This is a genomic window from Exiguobacterium sp. s145, assembly GCF_018618835.1.
Taxonomy (GTDB): Bacteria; Bacillota; Bacilli; order Exiguobacteriales; family Exiguobacteriaceae; genus Exiguobacterium_A; species Exiguobacterium_A artemiae.
This window is the reverse complement of the sequence record NZ_JACSMV010000026.1, coordinates 1-23773: the sequence shown is the minus strand read 5'-3', so window position 1 is coordinate 23773 and position 23773 is coordinate 1. Positions and strand designations below refer to the sequence as shown.

At 48.6% G+C, this 23773-nt stretch carries 22 protein-coding genes and 2 tRNA genes; all 24 read left to right on the top strand.

Annotated features, from left to right (window positions below; all coding sequences use genetic code 11):
- The first annotated feature begins 106 nt into the window (after window positions 1-106).
- Window positions 107-664, top strand: coding sequence for an aminoacyl-tRNA hydrolase (gene pth, locus KNQ07_RS14650; RefSeq protein ID WP_012368956.1), 558 nt, complete (start codon window positions 107-109; stop codon window positions 662-664).
- 54 nt (window positions 665-718) lie between these two features.
- Entirely contained in the window at window positions 719-4234 is a 3516-nt protein-coding gene (gene mfd / locus KNQ07_RS14645) for a transcription-repair coupling factor (RefSeq protein ID WP_214767540.1), read from the top strand.
- On the top strand, window positions 4231-5781 hold the full coding sequence (locus tag KNQ07_RS14640; protein ID WP_012368958.1) for a polysaccharide biosynthesis protein: 1551 nt from the start codon (window positions 4231-4233) through the stop codon (window positions 5779-5781). The genes mfd and KNQ07_RS14640 overlap by 4 nt, the downstream gene beginning before the upstream one ends.
- Window positions 5778-7208 carry a bifunctional methyltransferase/pyrophosphohydrolase YabN gene (gene yabN / locus KNQ07_RS14635; RefSeq protein WP_214767537.1) on the top strand — a complete coding sequence of 477 codons (1431 nt, stop codon included), beginning with the start codon at window positions 5778-5780 and terminating at the stop codon, window positions 7206-7208. The genes KNQ07_RS14640 and yabN overlap by 4 nt, the downstream gene beginning before the upstream one ends.
- Window positions 7205-7477, top strand: coding sequence for an RNA-binding S4 domain-containing protein (locus tag KNQ07_RS14630; RefSeq protein ID WP_012368960.1), 273 nt, complete (start codon window positions 7205-7207; stop codon window positions 7475-7477). Before yabN ends, KNQ07_RS14630 begins: the two co-directional genes overlap by 4 nt.
- Window positions 7478-7542: 65 nt before the next feature.
- Window positions 7543-7923, top strand: a complete 381-nt coding sequence (locus tag KNQ07_RS14625; RefSeq protein ID WP_012368961.1) for an FtsB family cell division protein — start codon at window positions 7543-7545, stop codon at window positions 7921-7923.
- Between the two features lie 82 nt (window positions 7924-8005).
- The gene (locus KNQ07_RS14620) at window positions 8006-8536 is read left to right on the top strand and encodes a S1 domain-containing RNA-binding protein (RefSeq protein WP_012368962.1); all 531 of its coding nucleotides are present in this window, start codon (window positions 8006-8008) and stop codon (window positions 8534-8536) included.
- Window positions 8537-8689: 153 nt separating this feature from the next.
- Window positions 8690-8766 (top strand) — tRNA-Met (locus KNQ07_RS14615).
- A gap of 9 nt (window positions 8767-8775) precedes the next feature.
- Window positions 8776-8847 (top strand) — tRNA-Glu (locus tag KNQ07_RS14610).
- 81 nt (window positions 8848-8928) lie between these two features.
- Window positions 8929-10173, top strand: a complete 1245-nt coding sequence (gene tilS / locus KNQ07_RS14605) for a tRNA lysidine(34) synthetase TilS (protein ID WP_214767534.1) — start codon at window positions 8929-8931, stop codon at window positions 10171-10173.
- A gap of 33 nt (window positions 10174-10206) precedes the next feature.
- Window positions 10207-10752: a hypoxanthine phosphoribosyltransferase gene (gene hpt, locus KNQ07_RS14600; RefSeq protein ID WP_012368964.1), complete on the top strand. Its 546-nt coding sequence runs from the start codon at window positions 10207-10209 to the stop codon at window positions 10750-10752.
- A 120-nt stretch (window positions 10753-10872) separates the two neighbouring features.
- Window positions 10873-12879: an ATP-dependent zinc metalloprotease FtsH gene (gene ftsH, locus KNQ07_RS14595; RefSeq protein WP_214767531.1), complete on the top strand. Its 2007-nt coding sequence runs from the start codon at window positions 10873-10875 to the stop codon at window positions 12877-12879.
- Window positions 12880-13092: 213 nt separating this feature from the next.
- On the top strand, window positions 13093-13854 hold the full coding sequence (locus KNQ07_RS14590; protein WP_026826988.1) for a type III pantothenate kinase: 762 nt from the start codon (window positions 13093-13095) through the stop codon (window positions 13852-13854).
- A 10-nt stretch (window positions 13855-13864) separates the two neighbouring features.
- A complete protein-coding gene (hslO, locus tag KNQ07_RS14585; RefSeq protein ID WP_012368967.1) occupies window positions 13865-14791 on the top strand; it encodes an Hsp33 family molecular chaperone HslO in 927 nt (308 codons plus the stop codon).
- Window positions 14792-14803: 12 nt separating this feature from the next.
- Entirely contained in the window at window positions 14804-15115 is a 312-nt protein-coding gene (locus tag KNQ07_RS14580; protein WP_012368968.1) for a SurA N-terminal domain-containing protein, read from the top strand.
- Window positions 15116-15194: 79 nt separating this feature from the next.
- A complete protein-coding gene (cysK, locus tag KNQ07_RS14575) occupies window positions 15195-16142 on the top strand; it encodes a cysteine synthase A (protein WP_214767528.1) in 948 nt (315 codons plus the stop codon).
- Between the two features lie 137 nt (window positions 16143-16279).
- Window positions 16280-17668: an anthranilate synthase component I family protein gene (locus tag KNQ07_RS16360; protein ID WP_012368970.1), complete on the top strand. Its 1389-nt coding sequence runs from the start codon at window positions 16280-16282 to the stop codon at window positions 17666-17668.
- Complete coding sequence (locus tag KNQ07_RS14565; RefSeq protein WP_012368971.1) at window positions 17665-18246, top strand: anthranilate synthase component II; 582 nt, start codon at window positions 17665-17667, stop codon at window positions 18244-18246. The genes KNQ07_RS16360 and KNQ07_RS14565 overlap by 4 nt, the downstream gene beginning before the upstream one ends.
- The gene (locus tag KNQ07_RS14560; RefSeq protein WP_012368972.1) at window positions 18230-19069 is read left to right on the top strand and encodes an aminotransferase class IV; all 840 of its coding nucleotides are present in this window, start codon (window positions 18230-18232) and stop codon (window positions 19067-19069) included. The genes KNQ07_RS14565 and KNQ07_RS14560 overlap by 17 nt, the downstream gene beginning before the upstream one ends.
- Window positions 19066-19857, top strand: a complete 792-nt coding sequence (gene folP / locus KNQ07_RS14555; protein WP_012368973.1) for a dihydropteroate synthase — start codon at window positions 19066-19068, stop codon at window positions 19855-19857. The genes KNQ07_RS14560 and folP overlap by 4 nt, the downstream gene beginning before the upstream one ends.
- Window positions 19858-19859: 2 nt before the next feature.
- Window positions 19860-20231 (top strand): dihydroneopterin aldolase, encoded by a 372-nt coding sequence (gene folB, locus KNQ07_RS14550; RefSeq protein WP_012368974.1) that lies wholly within the window; start codon window positions 19860-19862, stop codon window positions 20229-20231.
- On the top strand, window positions 20228-20719 hold the full coding sequence (gene folK / locus KNQ07_RS14545; protein WP_214767525.1) for a 2-amino-4-hydroxy-6-hydroxymethyldihydropteridine diphosphokinase: 492 nt from the start codon (window positions 20228-20230) through the stop codon (window positions 20717-20719). The genes folB and folK overlap by 4 nt, the downstream gene beginning before the upstream one ends.
- A gap of 33 nt (window positions 20720-20752) precedes the next feature.
- Entirely contained in the window at window positions 20753-21748 is a 996-nt protein-coding gene (gene dusB, locus KNQ07_RS14540) for a tRNA dihydrouridine synthase DusB (RefSeq protein ID WP_041261775.1), read from the top strand.
- Between the two features lie 166 nt (window positions 21749-21914).
- Window positions 21915-23396 carry a lysine--tRNA ligase gene (lysS, locus tag KNQ07_RS14535; protein ID WP_147269823.1) on the top strand — a complete coding sequence of 494 codons (1482 nt, stop codon included), beginning with the start codon at window positions 21915-21917 and terminating at the stop codon, window positions 23394-23396.
- Window positions 23397-23773 lie beyond the last annotated feature (377 nt).

Sequence of the window (23773 nt, the reverse complement as noted above, 5' to 3'; positions counted from 1 at the left end):
TACAAACAGATATGAACGCCAAGGTCCGGTTTTTAAAAATCGGACCCTTGTGCGTTGCTTTTTTCGTCAGCGGGATCCAGATTGGAAAAGTAGAGGAGGTGCCGATATGAAATGTATCGTCGGTTTAGGAAATCCAGGTGCAAAATATACGAATACACGGCATAACATCGGTTTTTTGGCTATTGATGCCCTCGCCAAGGAACATGGCATAAAATTAACAGAGTCTAAGTTTAAAGCCGTCTTCGGAACGGGAATGATTAAAGGGGAACGGGTCGTTCTCGTTAAACCATTGACGTATATGAATTTATCGGGAGAAGCTGTCCGTCCGTTGCTCGATTTCTACAAAATCGCAGTCGAAGATGTCCTTGTCATTTATGATGATCTTGATTTGCCGCTTGAGAAGATGCGCCTGCGTTCAAAAGGGAGTGCCGGTGGTCACAACGGAGTCAAATCGTTGATTCAACATTTAGGAACACAAGACATCAAACGATTGAAACTCGGAGTCGGCCGTCCGCCGGCCCCGATTCAAGTCATCGACTGGGTCTTGATGCCATTTGCCAAATCAGAACAGACGACGTTGCAACATGTGTTGTCTGATTCCGTTAATATCGCAACTGATTTCATCGATACACCGTTTTTAGCTTTGATGAATCGCTATAACTGAACAAAACGCTTTGGGTGACCAAAGCGTTTTTGCTGTCGTCCTAGGAGGGAAAGTATGAAACAACTACAAAATCTGTTACTCGGTATTCCGGAGATCAAAACCGTCCGGGAACGGTTCCGCGACGGGGTCAATGCCCAACTGATCACGGGCCTGATGAATAGCGGGAAAGCGTTATTCATCGCTGGCATTTACCAAGAGACGAAAAAACGATTCGTCATCGTGACTCATAACATGTTCCAGGCTCAAAAATTATATGATGATTTAATTGAACTTGTTCCCGAGCAGGACGTGATGTTGTATCCGGTCGACGAAACGCTTGCTGCTGAATTATCATACGGCGCAAGCCCCGAACTTCGGGCAACCCGGATCGAGACCCGACATCGTCTGTTGACGACGGACGACGGTATTTTAATCATCCCGCTTGTCGGTCTGAGACGATACGTTCCGACAGCATCTGACTTTTTAAATCATACGAAACGGATCAAACCGGGGGATGTCTTATCGATTCCGGACTTCATTCAGGAATTGATCGATGCCGGATACGAACGGACAGCGACGGTGACGACGCCCGGAGAGTTCGCGGTCCGTGGAAGCATCATCGATCTATATCCGTTGACTGTCGAACGTCCTTATCGGCTCGACTTATTTGATGAAGAAGTCGATTCGATTTATACATTTGATGCTGAGACTCAACGTTCACTTGGTGTCATCGCAGAAGCGTTAGTGCCTCCGGCGACGGAACATTTTGCAACACGCGAAGGATTGAAGACGGCGGGTGACAAGTTACGCCGTCTGTATGATGCGACGAAGGAACGGGTTCAAAGTACGGAAGTATTGGCTGCCCTTGAAGAAGGAATTGCCTATGACGTCGAAGTGCTTGAAGGCGGGGACCGTCCGAAACAACTCGCGAAGTATGCGCCGCTTTTATATGAAACGACGTTGCTTGACGATATTAAGGATGCTGTTTTGATTGTGGATGAAGTGGCCCGGATTGAAGAAGCGGCCGAAGTGCAGGATACAGAAGAAGCGGAATGGATGGCTTCGTTGATCGAACGGGGACAAAGTGTCAGTGACTATACGTTATCGGTTCCGATGCTGAATGTGTTCAAGCAACGGCAATTGCTTTATTTATCGTTGCTTCCGACACGGCGTAGCGGTGTGCCGGAAAGTGCGGCGATTCATTTCAGTATTAAGCCGATCGCTCCGTTCCATGGACAGATGGAACGATTGAAACAGGAAGTCGACCGGTATGGTCGGGCGGATATGTGGATGGTCTTTCTGGCAAGCAACCGGGAACGGGCGGAACGCATGCGGCAGACGTTATCCGATTACGGGGTCGAAGCGTCTCTGCATACGACGGAAGATGTAATCCGTCGCGGACATCCGTCCATCTTAATCGGCGGTATTCATGGCGGATTTGAGATGACAAACGCCCGTCTTGTCGTCATCACGGAAGAAGAAGTCTTTAAACAGCCGGCACGACGACGGAAACAAACGACGAAACTGACGAATGCCGAACGAATCAAAAGTTATCAGGAACTGAAGACCGGTGATTACGTCGTCCATATCCATCACGGAATCGGTCGTTATCACGGCATCAAGACGATTGATGTCGCCGGCAATCACCAAGACTACCTGCATTTGATTTATGCCGGGGAGGATTCCCTGTATGTCCCGGTCGATCAAATCGACTTAATCCAGAAGTATGTCGGGGCGGAAGGGAAAGAGCCGAAGATTTACAAACTGGGTGGGATGGAATGGAAGAAGGTCAAGGCGAAGGTTCAAAAATCCGTCGAGGATATCGCGGATGAACTGATTAAGCTGTACGCGGCACGTGAAGCGGCCGTCGGCTTTGCCTTCCCCGAGGATGATGACAGTACACAGGCTTTTGAAGCATCCTTCCCTTACGAGGAAACCGTCGACCAACTCCGGTCGATCGAAGAAATCAAAAAAGACATGGAGCGCCCGCGTCCGATGGATCGTCTGTTATGCGGGGATGTCGGTTACGGGAAAACGGAAGTTGCCATTCGGGCTGCCTTTAAAGCAGTCATGGCAGGCAAACAGGTCGCACTGCTCGTTCCGACGACGGTTCTCGCCCAACAGCATTATGAAACGATGCTCGAACGCTTCAGTGACTGGCCGATTAACGTCTCCGTCATGAGTCGTTTCCGCTCGGCAGCGGAACTGAAAGCCACGAAAAAGGGCTTGAAGGAAGGAACAATTGATGTCGTCGTCGGCACCCATCGTGTCCTGTCCAAAGATGTCCAGTTTGCCGACGTCGGGTTGCTGATTATTGATGAAGAACAACGTTTTGGTGTTAAGCATAAAGAACGGTTGAAGCAGTTGAAGACGAATGTCGATGTGCTGACACTGACGGCGACCCCGATTCCACGGACGCTGCATATGTCGATGATCGGGATCCGTGATTTATCAGTCCTCGAGACACCGCCGGAAAATCGTTATCCGGTCCAGACGTATGTCATGGAGTATGACGGAATCGTCATGCGCGAAGCACTCGAACGTGAACTTGGACGGGGTGGACAAGCCTTCTTTCTCTATAACCGTGTCGAAGGAATCGAACGGAAAGCGGAAGAAATCCGGGCTCTCGTTCCGGAAGCACGTGTTGTCACTGCCCACGGGCGGATGACGGAAACAGAACTTGAAAGTCAGTTGATTGCTTTCTTCGAAGGGGATGCGGACGTCCTGGTCAGTACGACAATCATTGAGACGGGAATTGACATTCCGAACGTCAATACGTTGATTGTCAACGATGCCGATCAGATGGGTCTGTCGCAGTTGTATCAATTACGCGGTCGGGTGGGCCGGTCGAGTCGTGTCGCCTATTCCTACTTCACGTACCGTCCGCAAAAACGATTGACGGAAGTCGCGGAGAGCCGTCTGCAAGCGATCAAGGAATTCACGGAACTCGGAAGCGGATTTAAGATTGCGATGCGCGATTTATCCATTCGCGGTGCCGGAAACTTACTCGGCTCACAACAATCCGGTTTCATCGATTCTGTCGGATTTGATTTGTACTCACAAATGCTGTCGGAAGCGGTCGAAGAACGGAAAGAACGGATGAAGGGCAGAAAAAAAGTTCAGAAATTCGTTCCGGACTTCACGTTCAGCCTCGATGCCTATATTCCAAGCCACTATATGGCGGACTCGGAACTCAAAATCGAGTTCTACAAACGTTTGAAGTATGTCGATACACCGGAAAGCCTGGAATCACTGGAAACGGAAATGTTGGAGCGTTTCGGAGAATTCTCGACTGAAGTCGCACGGTTGATTCAATTGACACGAATGCGAATCTTTGCCGAACGGGCACGGGTCGAACGGGTCAAACAAACAGATCCGAAAATCGAAATCGTCTTGTCTGAACAGACGACACAAACGTTGGATGTAGCGGATTTCGTGAAATGGACCGTTCCGATCGGACGCGGTCTTGGTATGGGGCAGGAAGAAGGAAAGCTGGTATTGACACTAAACCGCGGCAAACAAACCGTACAACAGATGACAGAGCAGGCCGAACGGTTACTGGCTGAGATTGACCGCCGGATCGTACAATGAGTCAACGAAGGACGATTGCGCAGGGGGCAGCCCTGCTCGCCATTTCGAGCTATGTCTCGAAATTGTTGAGTTTCTTTTACCGGATTCCGTATCAAAATATGGCGGGGGACTTCGGTTTATACGTCTATCAAACCGTTTATCCGGTCTTTGCCATCGCGGCGGCACTCGGTATTTACGCTTTACCGGTCGTCGTAGCCAAGTTGACGTTGCATCATCCGGAAGAAAAACGCGAAGTCTTATGGTCGATTTTCTTTGTCCTGCTCGCGATGTCGCTGACATTAGGGACGATTGGCTGGTGGGTTGCTCCTGAAGTCGCTGCCTTGTTCGGTGACGAACAACTTGTTCAACCGCTCCGTGCCGTCACGTTTACCTTCTATCTGTTACCGGTCATTGCTGTATTGCGCGGAATGTTTCAAGCGGATCTTGAAATGCGTCCGACGGCGTTCTCGCAAATCACGGAAAACGCCGTTCGGGTCTGTTTATTGCTGATCGTGACGTACTACGGTGTGCAAGCCGGAGCGAATCCTTATCAAGTCGGCGCAAACGCGCATATGACAGCACTCGGCGGAAGCATTGCGTCGCTCGCCCTGTTGTTACGCTTTGCGAAAGGAAAAATCGGTCGTCCTGTCATCTCAGGTCGTCATCTCCGGCGTGTCGGACGTGTTTTGTTGACGAGTGGTCTCGCAGTCAGTATCGCATCGCTCGCTTTGCTGCTGATGCAACTGATTGACGGACTGACCTTCGTCAACTTACTCGGAGACTCAATGGAGACGAAGATTGAAAAAGGGATTTTTGACCGAGGATACCCTCTGTTGCAGTTTGCGATTTTGTTCGCGACCTCGATCAGTTTGGCGAGCGTTCCGACGTTATTGATGGAATACCGGAAACGTAATGACACAGCGACAAAGTTGCATCTTGAGACCCTGTTGCGGTCCGGACTCTTGATAGCAGCTGCGGCAACCGTCGGACTCGTTGGGGTCATGCGTCCGTTAAACATCGCCTTGTATCAGGATGATAACGGGACAGCCGCACTCAGCTGGTTGGCGGCAACGGCTTTCACGGCCTCCCTGTCCATGATCATCGTATCGTGCCTGCAATCCGTCGATGCGGAAAAATATGCGTTCGTCGGCGTGGTCGCGGGTCTGTTAATCAAACTCGGTCTCAATATTTACTTGATTCCCCTGTATGGCATGGTCGGTGCCGGTATGGCGACGTTCGGTGGGTTTGCGGTTATGGCGGCAGCCCAGCTGTTGTTGCTCAATCGAAAGTTTGGCCGGGTGACGGCAGGACGTCCTTTTTACGTTCGTCTTTTGAAGGCCGTCATTCCGATGGCTCTGTTTTTATACATCATCGAACAACTGTTTCGCCTGTCCGGCTGGGAAAACCGGATCGGAGCAACACTCGAGGTGGGTTTACTCGTCTTGGGTGGAGCAGGTGTTTTCTGTCTGTTTGCCTTACGGATGGGTGTATTGACGGAACGGGAATGGGCATTGTTGCCGTTTGGGGAAAAATTATATCGAATGCATCAGCATAGGAGGATCATATGACACATCAGATTACAGTCGTCGGCCTCGGTGTCGGGGAACTCGAACAGTTACCGTACGGGATCTATAAACGACTGAAAGAAACAAAACAACCGATTTACCTGCGAACGGCAGATCATCCTGTCGTTTCAGAATTGATGGCAGAGGGAATGAAATTTACATCGTTTGATTCCGTGTACGAAAAACATGATCAGTTTGAAGGCGTCTACCGTGAAATTGTGGCGACGTTACTTGAACAAGCTGAAAAGGAACCGATCATCTATGCGGTTCCGGGTCATCCGCTCGTCGCGGAGAGTACGGTCCAACAGTTACTCGCGCAAACGGAACATCTGGACATCATCGGCGGTCAAAGTTTCCTTGACCCGATGTTTGCCGCAGTCGGCGTTGATCCGATTGAAGGATTTCAATTACTCGATGCGACAGCCTTTGATATCGATGAAGCGCAGATCCGCCAGCATCTGCTGATCGGACAAGTCTATGATCAATTGGTCGCAGGTGATTTAAAGGTAATGCTGATGGAGCGTTATCCCGACGAACATAATGTGACACTGGTAACGGCAGCAGGGACAAGTCGGCAACACGTAACGACGGTTCCGCTTCATGAACTGGATCACATCACGACACTCAGTAACCTGACAACGGTTTATGTACCGCCTGTCACCGATCAAACGGTCTTGAATCGTGACTTCACGACACTTAAGCACATCATTGCCCGGTTGCGGGGAGAAGGCGGCTGTCCTTGGGACCAGGAGCAGACGCACGAATCGCTCAAAAAACATTTAATCGAAGAATCTTACGAATTACTGGAAGCAATCGACCTTCAGGACGATAACTTAATGATAGAAGAATTAGGGGATGTCTTGCTCCAAGTCATGCTCCATGCTCAAATCGGTCTCGATGAAGGATATTTTGATGTCCGGGACGTTATCGGCAGTGTCAGCGATAAGATGATCCGCCGACACCCGCATGTCTTTGGAGATGTAGAAGTCGACTCGGCTGCGGACGTCGTCAACAACTGGCAGGAAATCAAGGCCCAGGAAAAATCGGACCGGACTTATCTGTTGGATGGTGTCACTAAGGGAGCACCCGCCTTGTTGCGCGCAGAACAGATTCAAAAAAAGGTCGCCCGGGTCGGATTCGAATGGGAGACGGTTGCCGGTGCACTGGATAAAGTCCAAGAAGAGATTCAAGAATTAAAAGAGGCTCCGGCAGAGGAGCAGTTGGGTGAATTCGGCGACATTCTGTTCTCACTCGCTCTCGTCGGCAAGTATATGGAGTTATCGGCAGAAGATGCGTTACAACAAACGAATGACAAATTCATCCGCCGTTTTACACGGATGGAACAATTGGCTGATCGTCCGTTGACAGAATTATCGCTTACGGAACAGGATGCCTTATGGAATCAATCAAAGCAGGAGGAACAGTCATGAGACTCGATAAATTTTTAAAAGTATCTCGTTTAATCAAACGCCGGACCCTGGCGAAAGAGGTTGCCGACCAAGGCCGTATCAAAATCAACGGACTTGTCGCAAAAGCAAGCAGTACGGTTGCAGTCGGGGATGAAATGACAATCCGCTTCGGAAATAAGATTGTCACGGTTCAAATCGACAGCATCAAAGAACATGCGAAAAAAGAAGAAGCGTCGGATATGTATCAAATCATTCGTGAAGAAAAAGTGAATTCCGAAGAATCGATGTAATTTGGTTGAAAAAGGAAGTATACTAGAGAGTGTCAGAGATGACCACTCGGATAAGGAGGGATGATATGCCAGCACCATTGGAATCAGGGCGTGATACTCCGCCCAAGATCAAACCGCTGAATGACCGGAAAAAACAGTTGAGTCAAAATGCAATCGAAAACCGTTTACGTCTGAAGAGGCGCTTCTTAGTCTGTATGTCGATCTTTCTTATTGTCCTGTCCCTGATGGGGTGGTCATATATCGAGAAAAAACAACTGATCGCTGAACAGAAGCAGTCGTTTCAGGTAGCGAACCAAGAACAGGCGAAGGCAGAAAAAGAAACGGTTCGTCTGAAAGAAGAGATTGAACGATTGAATGATAAGAAGTATGTTGCGAACTTAGCGAGAAGTGAACTACTGTACTCGAAAAAAGGCGAAACAATTTTCTATTTTTCACCGGAAGATTAAACGAAGGTTCTCGATTGATTGAAAAAATGTAGAATCACTCGTATAATAAGAAAGAATCAACTAAAAAGGAGCAATACAATTTATGTCGATTGAAGTAGGCAGCAAAGTACAAGGGAAAGTTACAGGCATCACCAATTTCGGCGCGTTCGTAGAATTACCGACGGGTAAGACAGGTCTTGTTCACATCAGTGAAGTAGCAGATTCTTACGTTAAAGATATCAATGATGTCTTGACAGTCGGACAAGAAATCACGGTTAAAGTGTTGAGTGTAGAGAACGACGGTAAAATCGGTCTTTCGATTAAGAAAGCAGTCGATCGTCCAGAAGGCGAACGTCCTCGTCCTCCAGCTCGTCAATTTGATCGCGGACCACGTCCGGCAGGTCAAGACCGTGGACCACGTTCGTTCGATAACAAAGGACCACGTGGCGGAAGTGGCGGCGGTGGAAACCGTGGTGGCTTTAACAAAGGTGGCCGTGGCGCACCAGCTCCACGCAAAGAGCAAACGTTCGATACGTTGATGACTAGTTTCCTCAAAGATAGTGAAGATCGTCTTGCGACATTGAAACGACAAACCGATTCAAAACGTGGCGGACGCGGTGCTAAACGTCAATAACTTGCTGACCTGTTCTTTATAAGAATAGAGATGGAATGACGCCGTTCATTCCATCTTTTATTTTTTTAAAATTATTTTTATAAAAAGCGTTGACAATTATTTGACTCCACCGTATTATAGAAAATGTGCTTAAGACGCACGCGTTCAAAATATGGCGGTGTAGCTCAGCTGGCTAGAGCGTACGGTTCATACCCGTGAGGTCGTGGGTTCGACTCCCTCCGCCGCTACCATATTTTTTTGGCCCGTTGGTCAAGCGGTTAAGACACCGCCCTTTCACGGCGGTAACACGGGTTCGATTCCCGTACGGGTCATTCTGTAAAAAAGCTATCTCTATTTTATATAGAGGTAGCTTTTTTCGTTTAAGTGATTTTATTCATTAAGGGGGACCGGGCATGGAATTCGAGATTCATCTTCCGAAAGAACCTTTATTGGTTGCTGTTTCCGGCGGTTGTGATTCAATGGTACTGGCGCACCTTTTATATGAAGCGAATCATGATCTCATGATTGTTCATGTTCATCATGGTCTGCGTAAAGAATCGGATGAAGAAGCGGAAGCTGTCCGCGCTTGGGCGGAGGCGAGACGAGTAGGCATTCGGATGACCCGTCTCGAGTGGGAAGGTCAAGCACCGAGCCAAGCAGCTTGCCGGACGAGACGGTATGCCTTTTTTCAAGAGGTCATGGCGGAGACAGGACGCCGGCACCTCGTCCTGGCGCATCACCGGGACGATCAGCTGGAGACGTTGTTGATTCAGTTGATCCGGGGAGAAGCCAGCGTCGACGGCATTCCCCGAATCCGTTCTTTTGCGACAGGACAGATCCATCGGCCGTTATTGACGTATTCGAAACAACAATTGTATGACTATGCCAAAGCCCGTCAAGTCGTCTGGCATGAAGACGGGACGAATGCCGGCACCAAATATTTGCGGAATCAGATGCGGCACGGGCTCCTGCCGTTACTCGCAGAACTCCGTCCGGGCTATGAAGAAGCAACGGTTCAGGCGGCGATGGTTCGTCACGAGCAAAAACAGGAACATTTGAAGTATGTCACGTCGTACGTTAAGGAACAGATGACGGATCGCGGACTGCCCCTGGAGGCGATTCAAAAATTGCCTACCGACTTCAGGCGGCTCGTTCTGCGGACCTTGTTGCCGGACCACGATTTCACTTCCGAAGACTACAATCGATTTTTGACATTGTTACGAGTAGATATGCCGTCCGGTGAAGTGTATTATGGAAACTGGAGGATTCAGCGTACATATGGTTATGTGACATGTGTCCGTTGTCCGGAAAAGAACCTGCTTCCGGAAGCACTGGAAGTGGGAATCGATTTGGGCACTTATCATTATGGTGAACAAACGATTACGTTCTCTCGCACGACAACCGGCATCCCGTTTTCGGCCGTCCAGTTTCCGCTGACGATCCGGAGCGTCTTGCCGGGTGATCGGATTCGACTGGCGGTCGGTACGAAAAAAGTGAGTCGTATTCTCGTGGATGCGAAGGTTCCGCGGGCATCGCGGGCAGAAATTCCGGTTGTCGTGGATGCGGCAGGACAAGTTCTGGCGGTCATTGGACATCGAATTGCAATATTCGGGTCATTTGAACTCTTCGCAGAATCGTGTTTAATGATAGAATGGTAATGTAGTGTTTAAAATGGAGGAGGAATACCCAGCATGACGTTAATGAATGATATGGAAAAAGTACTGATTTCAGAAGAAGAGATCCAACATAAAGTCGGTGAACTCGCCGGTGAACTGACAGCAGATTACGGAGATCGTTTCCCACTCCTCGTATGTGTCCTGAAAGGCGCTATGCCGTTCATGTCAGATCTCGTCAAAAAGATGGACATGCATCTTGAAATGGACTTCATGGATGTCTCGACATACCACGGCGGGACAACATCAACAGGTGAAGTCAAGATTGAAAAGGATTTAAACACCTCTGTAGAAGGACGTGACATCCTGATTGTCGAAGATATTATCGACAGCGGATTAACGTTAGGCTACCTCGTGGACCTCTTTAAATACCGGAAAGCGAAATCTGTGAAAATCGTGACATTGCTTGATAAGCCAAGCGGTCGTAAAAACGATTTACATGCCGATTACAGCGGTTTTGTCATTCCACATGAGTTCGTTGTTGGTTATGGTCTGGACTATGAAGAAAAATATCGTAACCTTCCTTATGTTGGTGTCTTGAAACCAGCAGTCTACGGTGGCTAATTATTTTTAATCTTGACTGTCACATGATAAGATGAAACCAATTACAAAGCGCGCTTTGCCGCGTTAGGATTCGTATCGATTGAAGAAAATCAATCAATTGATGCGGAGAGGAGGCCTACGATGAACCGAGCAGTGAAGAATACCCTTGTGTTTGGGGTCATTTTTCTAGCTTTGATCTTGTTTCTGCAATACTTGCAGAGTCCAGTGAACAAAAGCAAAGAAATCAATTACACACAGTTTGTCGAGTCAGTTGAAAAAGGTGATGTGAAGACGGCGACGTTCCAATATGAGGGACAGACGTACAACGTCACAGGTGAATTACGTGAAAAAGATACGACATATGAAACGGTCGTACCGGCTGTTGATACAGAGTTGACGGATTTGTACACGCAATTGCGCAGTCAAAACGTCAAGATGGACTTTAAAGCAGCAGAAACAAACGGTGGTTGGATTGCGCTATTGACGACAATCGTGCCATTCATCATCATCTTCATCCTATTCTTCTTCTTGATTAATCAAGCACAAGGTGGCGGCGGCGGCGGTCGTGTCATGAACTTCGGTAAATCGAAGGCGCGCCTGTACGATACAGAAAAGAAAAAGATTACATTTGACGACGTGGCAGGAGCAGACGAGGAGAAACAAGAACTCGTCGAAGTCGTTGAATTCTTGAAAGATCCACGCAAGTTTGCCCGTCTCGGTGCCCGTATTCCAAAAGGTGTCCTCCTTGTAGGTCCTCCAGGTACAGGTAAAACGTTGTTGGCACGTGCCGCAGCTGGTGAAGCCGGCGTCCCGTTCTTCTCGATTTCAGGTTCTGACTTCGTTGAGATGTTTGTCGGGGTCGGAGCATCCCGTGTCCGTGACTTGTTTGAAAATGCGAAGAAAAACGCACCATGTATCATCTTCATCGATGAAATCGACGCCGTCGGTCGCCAACGTGGCGCCGGTCTCGGTGGTGGACATGATGAGCGCGAACAAACATTGAACCAACTTCTCGTTGAGATGGATGGATTCAGTGAAAACGAAGGGATCATCATGATTGCCGCAACGAACCGTGCGGACATCCTGGACCCTGCGTTACTTCGTCCAGGTCGTTTTGACCGTCAAATTACGGTTGAGCGTCCGGATGTCGTCGGACGTGAAGCGGTCCTTAAAGTACACGCACGCAACAAGCCGCTCGATACAACGGTTGATTTAAAAGCCATTGCGCAACGTACACCGGGATTCTCGGGTGCGGATCTTGAAAACCTCTTGAACGAAGCAGCACTTATCGCAGCCCGTACGGACCGCGACAAGATTTCAATCGTTGACTTGGAAGAAGCGATCGACCGTGTCATCGCAGGACCTGCGAAGAAGAGTCGGATCATTTCACCAAAAGAGAAAAAAATCGTGGCGTGGCATGAAGCCGGTCATACCATCATCGGTGTAACACTCGATGATGCGGATGAAGTCCATAAAGTAACAATCGTTCCCCGCGGAAATGCTGGCGGTTACGTCATCATGCTTCCAAAAGAGGACCGTTACTTCATGACAAAACCGGAACTTGAAGACAAAATCACCGGATTACTCGGTGGTCGTGTCGCGGAAGATATCGTCTTCGGTGAAGTTTCTACCGGAGCAAGCAATGACTTCCAACGTGCGACTGGTCTTGCACGTAAGATGGTCATGGAGTTCGGAATGAGTGAAAAACTCGGACCGCTTCAGTTTGGTTCCGGTCAAGGCGGAAATGTCTTCTTAGGACGTGACTTCCAAAACGAACAGAACTATTCAGATGCGATTGCCCATGAAATCGATACGGAAATTCAAGCGATCATCAACAAGTGTTACCAAAAAGCGAAGACGATCTTAACGGAGAAACGCGATCAGCTTGATTTGATTGCAACGACGTTACTTGAAGTCGAAACACTTGATCAAAAACAAATTCACCATCTCTTAGAGACAGGCGAATACAAAAAGCATGAGCCTGCCGCTATTACAGAACCAAAAGCAGAAGAGAAAACGCCGGAATCGACGACACCTGTCATCGATCAACCGACAGAATCTCCGACGCAACGCGGCTCTGTCATCGATGAAGGGCAAAATGTCGATACGGAAAATCCAGATCAACCACGTCGGGATGATCAAATCTGATTTTTGATTTCTTCCTGTCTGTTTGACAGAAAAGACAGCAGAAATGAGACGGATGATTCGTTCGCGTGAGAGGTCAGCATTCCTAACTGGAGTGCTGATCTCTTTTTTTAGTGGTACCGATTCGCAGCACGCACTTCGATAGGTGATGACCAATCTGCATGGTATAATCACAGCGTATAATTCAGTTATCGTCAGAGAAAAGTGGGGAATCAGATGATTTTAGTAATCGATGTAGGAAATACGAATATCGTCCTTGGGGTATATGATGAACAAACCCTTGTGCAACATTGGCGGATTGCTACGGACCGGACCCGGACAACCGATGAATATGGCATGCTGGTGAAAGCACTGTTTCGTGATGCAGAGTTAAACGTGGAAGACATTGAGGGAATCGTGTTATCATCTGTCGTACCCCCTGTCGTGTTTCCGCTCGAAAACATGTGCGTCCGTTATTTCAACCGGCGTCCATTCGTAATCGGACCCGGAATCAAGACAGGACTTGACTTGAAAGTCGATAATCCAAGAGAAGTTGGAGCCGACCGGATCGTTAATGCCGTCGCAGCGACGGTCAAATACGATGGTCCTTTGATCATCGTCGATTTTGGAACGGCAACGACCTATTGTTATATCGATGCACAAAAACGCTATTACGGTGGAATCATTTCACCGGGTGTCATGGTGTCGACAGAAGCACTTTATAATAAGGCGGCGAAATTACCGCGGATTGAGATTGCCAAACCGCAGTCGACGATCGGCCGCAATACGGTACATGCGATGCAGTCTGGAACGTATTTCGGATACGTCGCGCAAGTCGATGGACTCGTCCATCGGATGAAAGAGGAAATGGGAGAAGCGACTGTCATTGCGACAGGTGGACTTGCCCGACTAATCAGTGAGGAATCTGCAACGATTAAAATCGTCGATCCATTTTTGACGCTTGACGGGTTGCGGATTATCTACGAACGAAATAAGTGAGGGAAAAATAATGAAACGTGAAGAATTATTGGCACAACTAAAAGATGACTACTTGGTCAGAGCACTAGGATTTAACGGTGAAGTCCGTGCTTTTGCAATCCGTTCGACAAAAACGGTATATGAAGCACAACTCCGTCATCAGACGACACCTGTCGTCACGGCGGCACTCGGTCGGACATTGACGATCGGCGCCATGATGGGAACGATGCAAAAAGGGGATACCCGCGTCACATTAAAAGTCGAAGGTGATGGTCCAATCGGAAAAATCATCGTTGATGCCGATGCAAAAGGACAAGTTCGCGGATACGTCAGCCATCCGCGTGTCGAGATGGATACGTACGTCAATGGTGACGGTCTGACGAAATTAAAAGTCGGCGACGCTGTTGGTCGCGGAAATATCTCGGTTATCAAAGACTTAGGTCTCCGTGATTTCGTCGGTGGACAGTCGCCGATTCAAACCGGTGAAATCAGCGAAGACTTTACGTATTACTTCGCCGTCTCCGAGCAAAGTCCGTCGGTCGTCGGAGCAGGTGTCCTCGTGTATCCGGAAGATGAATCAGTCATTGCAGCAGGCGGTCTGATTGTTCAATTGATGCCGGGTGCATCGGAAGAAACGATTGCGGCACTCGAACAACGTGTGGCAGCACTCAAACCGATCTCGATTTTGGTCGGTGAAGAAAAAACACCGGAAGAAATGTTGAGCCTGGTTCTCGGTGAATCATTTGAGATCCTTGATACGATTCCGGTTGCTTTCAACTGTACGTGCGAGCGTGAAAAATTAGCAACGGCTATCGTGGCACTCGGGCCGGATGAGATCCAAGCGATGATTGACGAAGATGGCGGCGCGGAAGCGGTTTGTCACTTCTGTTCGGAACATTACCAATACGATGTCGAAGAATTACAATCGCTTCGTGAAAAATCACTCGAAAGAGCATAAGAGGGTCTGAAGATGGGAACTGTAAACTCTAAGTACTTGTGGATGTTGATTTTTATTTTGTTGCTGACGAATTTTATGACGGGTGCCTATGCATTCATGGGCGAATTGCCGAAAGTCGATTCACCGAAGATCGTTCAGGACAGTATCGGCGGACCGCTTGAGGATGTCGTCGCGACGGTCGGAGATGAAGAGATTACACGTGCCGATCTGTATCAGACTATGCGTAAGGGTCATGAAAAAGAAACCCTTGACCGTCTGATTCGGGAAGCAGTCGAAAAACAGTCGGAAAACGGATCAAAGCCGACAGTAAAGCGCTTTGATTGACAATGTTCATCCAGTCCGTGGATAATTGATCTATCGGATTACTTGGAATTAAAGCTTTTCATTATGAGGAGGAATGGTCATGCGCATTGCGAATTCAGTATTGGATTTAGTCGGCCGCACGCCGATTGTTAAATTAAATCATTTGACAGGACCGGAAGATGCGGACGTGTATTTGAAATTGGAATATATGAATCCGGGGTCAAGCGTCAAAGACCGGATCGCTTTAGCGATGATCGAATCGGCAGAATCAGCGGGTCATTTAAAAGCAGGCGATACCATCATTGAGCCGACAAGTGGAAACACGGGAATCGGACTCGCAATGGTCGCTGCTGCTAAAGGATACCGTTCCATTCTTGTCATGCCGGAAACGATGAGCATGGAACGTCGAACTCTTCTTCGTGCGTACGGTGCGGAGTTGATTTTAACACCCGGCCCGGAAGGAATGAAGGGTGCGATTGCTCGAGCGACGGCAGAAGCGGAAGAACATGGTTATTTCATGCCGCAACAGTTCAATAATGAATCAAACCCTGTTGTTCATGAAAAGACGACTGGACCAGAAATCGTTGAAGCATTTGAAGGAATGACACTCGATGCGTTCATCGCCGGAATCGGTACGGGCGGTACGATCACAGGGGCGGGAAAAGTATTGCGCGAGGCTTTCCCGGGCATCGAAATCATTGCGGTTGAACCAACCGATTCTCCTGTTCTTTCAGGCGGAAAACCGGGTCCTCATAAACTGCAGGGAATCGGAGCCGGATTCGTTCCGTCGATTCTTGATACGCAGATTTACGACAGCGTCGAGCAGGTGACGACGGAAGAAGCGTTTGATCATGCCCGTCGTGCGGCGAAATCGAACGGAGTTCTCGGAGGTATTTCTTCCGGTGCTGCGATTGCGGCTGCTTTAAAAACAGCGAAGCGTCTCGGCAAAGGAAAAACGGTTCTGGCGATCATCCCGTCAAACGGAGAACGTTATCTCAGTACGCCACTGTATCAAGTGGAAGAAGAGACGGACAGTTCGAAACTGTAAACTTTTGAAGCAAGAGGTTCATTCCGATTTAAAGGAATGGACCTCTTTTTATATGTAATCGGCAAGTGACTTATGCCCGCCTGTCTGATTTTTTGCGTATAATGAGAGCAGAATAGTTCGGAAGTGGAGGAACGCTAGTGCGACAGACAGTATACGAATCATTTACATGGACAAAGGAACAGTTTTATAACCGGTACGTTGAACGGACAGCCGGACAGACAGGTCATATCTGGCTTGAGAGTGGACGAATCGGATCCTATACGATGGCAGGCGTCCGGCCGGTCGGTCACATCCGGACAAAAAACGGTAGAACGATCATTCAAGAAGCCGGACAAGAAAAACAATATACCGATGCTCCATTTACATTGCTCGAAGAGATTCGTGCGCGCTATGCATCGGCTCGTCCGGAAGGGATGCCGCCATTTTTTGGAGGATTAGCCGGATATGTCAGTTACGATGCCGTTCGTTATCTTGAACGGTTGCCGGAACAGGCAGAGGATGATTTGGCAACAGCCGATCTTTCGCTTTACTGGTATGATGAGGTCGCCGTATTTGATCATCAGACAGAACGATTGTTTATAGCTGTCACACGGGAAACGGAGGCGGAAGCGACGCTTGCTTTGGCGGCAGAAGTTTCATCGTGGCGTCAGTCGAGTCCGGCTCCGATGTTCGCAGCACCGGAAGAAAAAACGGCTGAACGGGGACGTTCATTCGAAAGGTCCGCCTTCATGCAGGCAGCTGACCGGATCAAACAATATATTGAAGCGGGAGATGTCTTTCAAGTGAACCTTGCCGTCCGCCAACAGGAACCGTTGCGGACAACACCCGCTCATATTTATGATGTATTGCGAACGATCAACCCGTCTCCGTATATGGGTTACTTTGCAGATAAAGAATTGGTACTCGTTTCAGCATCGCCGGAGTTACTAGTCGAAAAAATCGGTCTGTCACTCGCGACCCGTCCGATTGCCGGAACCCGGCCGCGCGGACAAAATGAGGAAGAAGACCTGGCGTTAGCGAAAACGTTACTCGACAATGAGAAGGAACGGGCGGAGCATGTCATGCTCGTCGATCTCGAGCGAAACGATTTAGGGCGTGTCAGCCGCTACGGTTCCGTCCATGTTGACGAATTGATGGTCATCGAAAAATACTCCCACGTCCAGCACATCGTCTCAAACGTCCGGGGAGAGATTGCCGCAGATGAAACCGGCAGCAGTGTCCTGGCTGCGATGTTCCCGGGAGGTACGATTACGGGAGCACCTAAAATCCGGACGATGGAGATCATTGAAGAGCTTGAGCCTGTTCGCCGCGGCATCTATACAGGAGCCCTCGGTTTTATCAGCTGGGCGGACGATGTAATTTTCAATATCTTGATTCGGACGCTTGTCGCGAAAGATGGTATGGCCTATATTCAGGCAGGTGCTGGCATCGTAACCGACTCCGACTCGGAAAGTGAATATGAAGAGTCGCTCAGTAAAGCAAAAGCACTCTGGGTCGCAAAAGAAATGGCGGAGGGAACGACATGATTGTATTAATCGATAACTATGATTCATTTACGTATAACGTGGTTCAATATTTCGGCGAACTCGGACAAGACATCCGGGTGTTTCGGAATGATGCCATCACGATTGAAGAAATCGAACAACTGGCACCGGATCATTTAGTCATTTCACCGGGACCGTGTACACCGAATGAAGCAGGCATCAGTCTCGAGGCAATCCGTTATTTCGCAGGTCGGATTCCGATTCTTGGGATCTGTCTCGGTCATCAGGCGATTGGCCAAGTCTTCGGAGGAAAAGTCGTCCGTGCCAAAACGCTGATGCATGGAAAAGTCTCCTTGTTGACGCATGACGGGTCGGGTATGTTCAGCGGAATCGAACAACAGACACCCGTGACACGGTATCATTCGTTGGTCGTCGAACGGGAGAGTTTTCCGGATATCTTGACGATGACGGCAGAAGCAGACGGCGAAGTCATGGCTTTGCGTCATAAGGAATGGCCGATCGTCGGTGTCCAGTTCCATCCGGAAGCGATTTTGACGCGGGACGGGAAACAGATGTTAAAAAACTTTTTGGAGTTGACACACTATGTATCTTTGGCATGATGGGAACGTGAAACGGGAAGAAGAAATCCGGATTTCACCGTTTGATCATGGTTATCTCTATGGAATGGGTGTATTTGAAACGTTTCGTACTTACGAGGGACATCCTTTTTTATTTGATGACCATATCGAACGGCTCCAGATGAGTTGTGCAGCAATCGGTATTCAATTGCCGTACGGGCGTGAACAGTTACTCCGGGCAGTAGAGGATCTTTATCGTGTGTATGAAGAACAGGATCTGTATATCCGGTTGAACGTTTCTGGTGGAGCACGGGACATCGGACTGTCGAGTGAACCGTATGCGGAACCGACTGTCCTGTTGTACGCAAAACCAATCGGACAGAGACAGCCGGCAGAACGGGCACTCGAGACGGTGCGTCTTGCCCGCAGTACGCCGGAAACCAGCTATCGGCTCAAGTCGCATCACTATATGAACAATCTTGTGGCGAAACGTCATTTGTTTAATCAAGAAGCAGAAGGGCTGTTTCTGACGAAAGAAGGCTTTATCTGTGAAGGATTGACGTCCAATATTTTTTGGCGGTACGGCAACCAATGGTATACACCGCCGCTTGAGACAGGGGCGCTGAACGGGATTACCCGTCAATTCATCATGGAACAGGTCCCGGTGGAAGAGCGGCTTGCGCTGTTGCCGCAATTAATAGAGGCGGATGAAATCCTTTGTACGAACTCCATTCAGGAAGTCATTGCCGTTTCGTCACTGGATGGGCGGACTTTTCCGGGTTTGACGGGTCAAGGTTATCAATCCATTCGGACGTTGTTTGATCAAGTGGTCCAAACGAAATGGTCAAGGAGGAAACAAGGATGACGAAAATCATGGGCATTTTAAACGTGACACCGGATTCGTTTTCCGATGGTGGAAACTATGTCGATCTCGAACAGGCGGTCCGGCATGCGAAGCAACTCGTAGCGGACGGAGCAGATGCAATCGATGTAGGAGGAGAATCAACAAGACCGGGGGCAGTGTTCGTATCCGCGGCAGAAGAAATCGAGCGGGTCGTTCCCGTCATCCGTCGGTTGAAGCGGGAACTGGATGTTTTAGTATCGATTGATACGTATAAACCGGATGTCGCGGAAGCGGCTGTTCGTGCAGGTGCCGACATTATTAACGATGTCTGGGGATCAAAGTGGGGTGACTGTTCAATGGTTAACGTTGCGGCACACTACGATGTCCCGATTATTTTGATGCATAACCGTTTAGAACCGCACGGGCCAGATATGCTGGCGGAGGTCCGGGCTGATCTCGAAGATTCGATTCGTTTAGCGAAGCAGGCCGGCGTTTCCGAAAATCAGATTTGGCTTGATCCCGGGATTGGCTTCATGAAAACCCATCAGGAAAACTTATTTTTGATGCGCCACTTGTCGATTACGACCGATTTCGGTTATCCGGTCCTGCTCGGGACGTCGCGCAAGTCGATGATTGGTTTGACGCTCGGATTACCGGCAGACCAACGCGTCGAAGGAACAATCGCGACAGTATGTTACGGTATCCAACAAGGATGTGAATGGATGCGAGTGCACGATGTCAAAGCAGTTAAGCGAGCCGCTGTCATGATGGATGCGATGTTGGAAACGGAATTAACGGGAGGGGAATGAAGATGGATCGAATCGAAGTGACAGGGATGCGTTTTTACGGATACCATGGTGTGTTTGCGGAAGAGACGAAGCTCGGTCAGCGCTTCAATGTGGATTTATCAATTGGCCTTGATTTGTTGCGTGCCGGTCAAACCGATGATTTACGGGAAAGCGTGAATTATGCTGAATTATACGAAGTGACAAAGCAGGTTGTCGAAGGAACGCCGTTGCAATTGGTCGAAGCCTTGGCGAATCGGATTGCGGAACAGGTTTTGGCACTCGATAACCGGATTCTTGAAACGACCGTCAAAGTCATCAAACCGGATCCGCCGATTGCCGGACATTATGAACATGTCGCGGTTGAAATCCACCGGAAGCGGGCGGATTACTTATGAATCGTGCCTACATCGCGTTAGGATCAAATATTGGAGATAAGGCGGGTCATCTCCGGGCGGCGATTGAGGCCATGCGTTCGCTTGCGACGACGCATGCTTTACGTCCTTCTTCTGTTTACGAAACAGCTCCTGTCGGGTACGTGGATCAGGATCTTTTTTACAACATGGTCGTAGAGCTCGATACGACAGAACCGGCAGATCGTTTATTACAAGCGTTACAACGGATCGAACAACAGGAGGGACGGAAACGGTTGTTTAAAAACGGACCACGGACACTTGATTTGGACATCATTTTGTATAATGATGAAACAATTCAAGCAGATGGGCTGACCGTCCCGCATCCCAGAATGCAGGACCGTGCGTTTGTACTGGCGCCGTTGCGTGAATTGATTCCTTCTTACGTCGTACCCGGTTTGAAGCAAACGGTCGAGGAGTTATATCGGGCATTGCCGGAAGCGGAGCGCACCGACGTACGACGGATTGAGTAAGTGTTGTTTCAGGAAGAGGAAGGGAAGAGAATGATGACAGGTTTTAAAATAGGTGACGTCGAACTGAATAACCGTGTCATTTTAGCACCGATGGCGGGTGTCTGTAATCCTGCGTTTCGTTTGATCGCAAAAGAATTCGGGGCAGGTCTCGTCTGTGCAGAAATGGTCAGTGATAAGGGAATCCTCTACGAAAACGAACGGACAATGCAAATGCTGTATGTGGACGATCGGGAAAAACCGCTCAGTTTGCAGATTTACGGCGGATCAAAAGAAACGTTGGTTCAAGCGGCTCAATATGTCGATGCGAATACGAATGCAGACATCATCGACATCAATATGGGGTGTCCTGTTCCAAAAGTGACGAAGTGTGACGCGGGTGCCAAGTGGTTGCTTGATCCGGATAAAGTCTATGAGATGGTTCATGCCGTATCACAAGCGGTGGATAAACCCGTTACGGTGAAGATGCGAACCGGCTGGGACAGCCACCATATTTATTGTGTTGATAATGTCCGCGCTGCGGAAGCGGGAGGGGCGAAGGCGGTCGCTATTCACGGCCGGACCCGGTCGCAGAAGTATGAAGGCGTCGCCGATTGGAATATCATCGGTGAAGCAAAACGGGCCGTGACTATTCCGATCATCGGAAACGGTGATGTTCAAACCCCGCAAGACGCGAAACGGATGATTGATGAAATCGGGGTGGACGGTGTCATGATCGGTCGAGCGGCACTCGGAAATCCGTGGATGTTGTATCAGACGATTCAATATTTGGAATCGGGTACCCTGTCGGTCGAGCCGACGCCACGTGAGAAAATTGATATTTGCCTGTTACATGCCGAACGTCTTGTCGCACTTAAAGGAGAAGACCTCGCGGTACGGGAAATGCGGACTCATGTCGCCTGGTATTTAAAAGGATTAAGCGGCAACGGGCATGTGCGCAAAGCCTTATTCGATACGAATACCCACACGGGACTGCAAAAGTTGCTGCATGAGTATGTTGAAACATTGGAAATGAATGCCGTACATGCGTGACAGGTAAAGTATAGTCGGACTTACCGGTTTTATGGTACGCTAATGCCATTGAAGATGAGCGAATCGGTTTTGCTAGGAGCTGTCGGTCATACCGGCAGCTTTTTCATCGAAGAAGTAAAAACCATCGTGAACCATTATAAAAGGAGTGAAGACAGTGAGTCAGGACATGGAAATGAACGATCAAATGCAGGTGCGTCTCGGTAAGATGAACGCCATGCGTGAACAAGGACTCGATCCGTTTGGTGCCCGTTTCGAACGTACAACAGATACGACGAGTATTCGTGCCGCTTACGGCGAACATGAAAAAGAAGAATTGGCAGAGCTGAAGCCGGACGTCTCAATCGCGGGTCGCGTCATGACGACACGCCGTAAAGGGAAAGTTGGCTTTACAAACGTCCAGGACGTCAATGGTCAAATCCAACTGTATGTACGTAAAGACGATGTTGGCGAAGAAGCGTACGAAATCTATAAAACATGTGACTTAGGTGATATCGTCGGAATCAGCGGTTACGTGTTCAAAACGAATGTCGGGGAACTGTCTGTTCACGTCACGTCGTTTACATTACTGACGAAAGCATTGCGTCCGCTTCCGGATAAATATCACGGATTAAAAGACGTCGAACAACGCTACCGTCAGCGTTACCTGGATTTGATCACGAATACAGAATCACGGGAAACATTTATTGCACGCAGTAAAGTCATTCGCGGCATTCGTCAGTATCTCGACAGCCTCGGATATTTGGAAGTCGAAACACCGATGTTGCATACGATTGCAGGTGGCGCTTCGGCACGTCCGTTTATCACGCATCATAACGCACTGGATATGACGCTTTACATGCGGATCGCGATTGAGTTACATCTCAAACGTTTGATTGTCGGTGGACTTGAAAAAGTTTACGAAATCGGCCGCGTCTTCCGGAATGAAGGAATCTCGACACGTCATAACCCTGAGTTTACAATGATTGAGTTATATGAAGCCTATGCAGACTATAACGACATCATGAATCTGACGGAAAACTTGATTGCCCACGTCGCTCAAGAAGTACTTGGCACAACACAAGTCACTTACGGTGAAGATGTGATTGATCTGTCTGTCGGATGGAAACGGGCACACATGGCGGATCTCGTTAAAGAAGCAACGGGTGTTGATTTCTTTGAAGAGATTTCAAAAGAACGTGCACATGAACTCGCACATGAACATGGCGTTGAAGTACAAGCCCATATGACAACAGGACATATTCTCAATGAATTCTTCGAGCAGAAAATCGAAGAGTCGTTGGTTCAACCGACATTCGTCTATGGTCATCCGGTTGAAATTTCACCGCTTGCGAAGAAGAATCCGGAAGATCCTCGCTTTACGGATCGATTTGAATTGTTCATCGTTCGCCGGGAACATGCCAATGCCTTTACGGAATTGAACGATCCAATCGACCAACGTGAACGTTTCGAAGCCCAGCTTGTCGAAAAAGAAGCAGGGAATGATGAAGCGCATGAAATGGACAATGATTTCATTGAAGCGCTTGAGTACGGTATGCCGCCGACAGGAGGTCTTGGTATCGGAATCGACCGTCTTGTCATGTTGTTGACAAACGCTCCTTCGATTCGTGATGTCTTGCTCTTCCCGACAATGCGTCACCAGCAAAACTAATTAAGATCAGACTCTCCGCTTTCTTTATAGAAGGAAGTGGAGAGTTTTCTTCATTGGTGGCCACTAGAATTCCCGGTGGAAAAGCATGAGTATTCTTAAGCTGAAACGGGAATAATAACTTTTTAAATGTTTTTCTGATAAAACACTTGTACAAATAAAAACTCCATGGTATATTACTTCTTGTGCCGCAAATGGTTGTGACACACCGAAAAAAATATCGAAAAAAGTTGTTGACAATTGTGTTGATAACTTGGTAAGATATTAAAGTCGCTGAAAACGACATGACGAACTTTGAAAACTGAACGATGAGGCAAAAAACGTATCTTCGGATACAAACAATGAATGAAGCGCAAGCTTCGTCAACGTGACTTTGGTCA

Coding starts and splice junctions, on each gene's coding strand:
- pth (WP_012368956.1), top strand. CDS start 107: ATGAAATGTATCGTCGGTTTAGGAAATCCAGGTGCAAAATATACGAAT.
- mfd (WP_214767540.1), top strand. CDS start 719: ATGAAACAACTACAAAATCTGTTACTCGGTATTCCGGAGATCAAAACC.
- KNQ07_RS14640 (WP_012368958.1), top strand. CDS start 4,231: ATGAGTCAACGAAGGACGATTGCGCAGGGGGCAGCCCTGCTCGCCATT.
- yabN (WP_214767537.1), top strand. CDS start 5,778: ATGACACATCAGATTACAGTCGTCGGCCTCGGTGTCGGGGAACTCGAA.
- KNQ07_RS14630 (WP_012368960.1), top strand. CDS start 7,205: ATGAGACTCGATAAATTTTTAAAAGTATCTCGTTTAATCAAACGCCGG.
- KNQ07_RS14625 (WP_012368961.1), top strand. CDS start 7,543: ATGCCAGCACCATTGGAATCAGGGCGTGATACTCCGCCCAAGATCAAA.
- KNQ07_RS14620 (WP_012368962.1), top strand. CDS start 8,006: ATGTCGATTGAAGTAGGCAGCAAAGTACAAGGGAAAGTTACAGGCATC.
- tilS (WP_214767534.1), top strand. CDS start 8,929: ATGGAATTCGAGATTCATCTTCCGAAAGAACCTTTATTGGTTGCTGTT.
- hpt (WP_012368964.1), top strand. CDS start 10,207: ATGACGTTAATGAATGATATGGAAAAAGTACTGATTTCAGAAGAAGAG.
- ftsH (WP_214767531.1), top strand. CDS start 10,873: ATGAACCGAGCAGTGAAGAATACCCTTGTGTTTGGGGTCATTTTTCTA.
- KNQ07_RS14590 (WP_026826988.1), top strand. CDS start 13,093: ATGATTTTAGTAATCGATGTAGGAAATACGAATATCGTCCTTGGGGTA.
- hslO (WP_012368967.1), top strand. CDS start 13,865: ATGAAACGTGAAGAATTATTGGCACAACTAAAAGATGACTACTTGGTC.
- KNQ07_RS14580 (WP_012368968.1), top strand. CDS start 14,804: ATGGGAACTGTAAACTCTAAGTACTTGTGGATGTTGATTTTTATTTTG.
- cysK (WP_214767528.1), top strand. CDS start 15,195: ATGCGCATTGCGAATTCAGTATTGGATTTAGTCGGCCGCACGCCGATT.
- KNQ07_RS14565 (WP_012368971.1), top strand. CDS start 17,665: ATGATTGTATTAATCGATAACTATGATTCATTTACGTATAACGTGGTT.
- KNQ07_RS14560 (WP_012368972.1), top strand. CDS start 18,230: ATGTATCTTTGGCATGATGGGAACGTGAAACGGGAAGAAGAAATCCGG.
- folP (WP_012368973.1), top strand. CDS start 19,066: ATGACGAAAATCATGGGCATTTTAAACGTGACACCGGATTCGTTTTCC.
- folB (WP_012368974.1), top strand. CDS start 19,860: ATGGATCGAATCGAAGTGACAGGGATGCGTTTTTACGGATACCATGGT.
- folK (WP_214767525.1), top strand. CDS start 20,228: ATGAATCGTGCCTACATCGCGTTAGGATCAAATATTGGAGATAAGGCG.
- dusB (WP_041261775.1), top strand. CDS start 20,753: ATGACAGGTTTTAAAATAGGTGACGTCGAACTGAATAACCGTGTCATT.
- lysS (WP_147269823.1), top strand. CDS start 21,915: ATGGAAATGAACGATCAAATGCAGGTGCGTCTCGGTAAGATGAACGCC.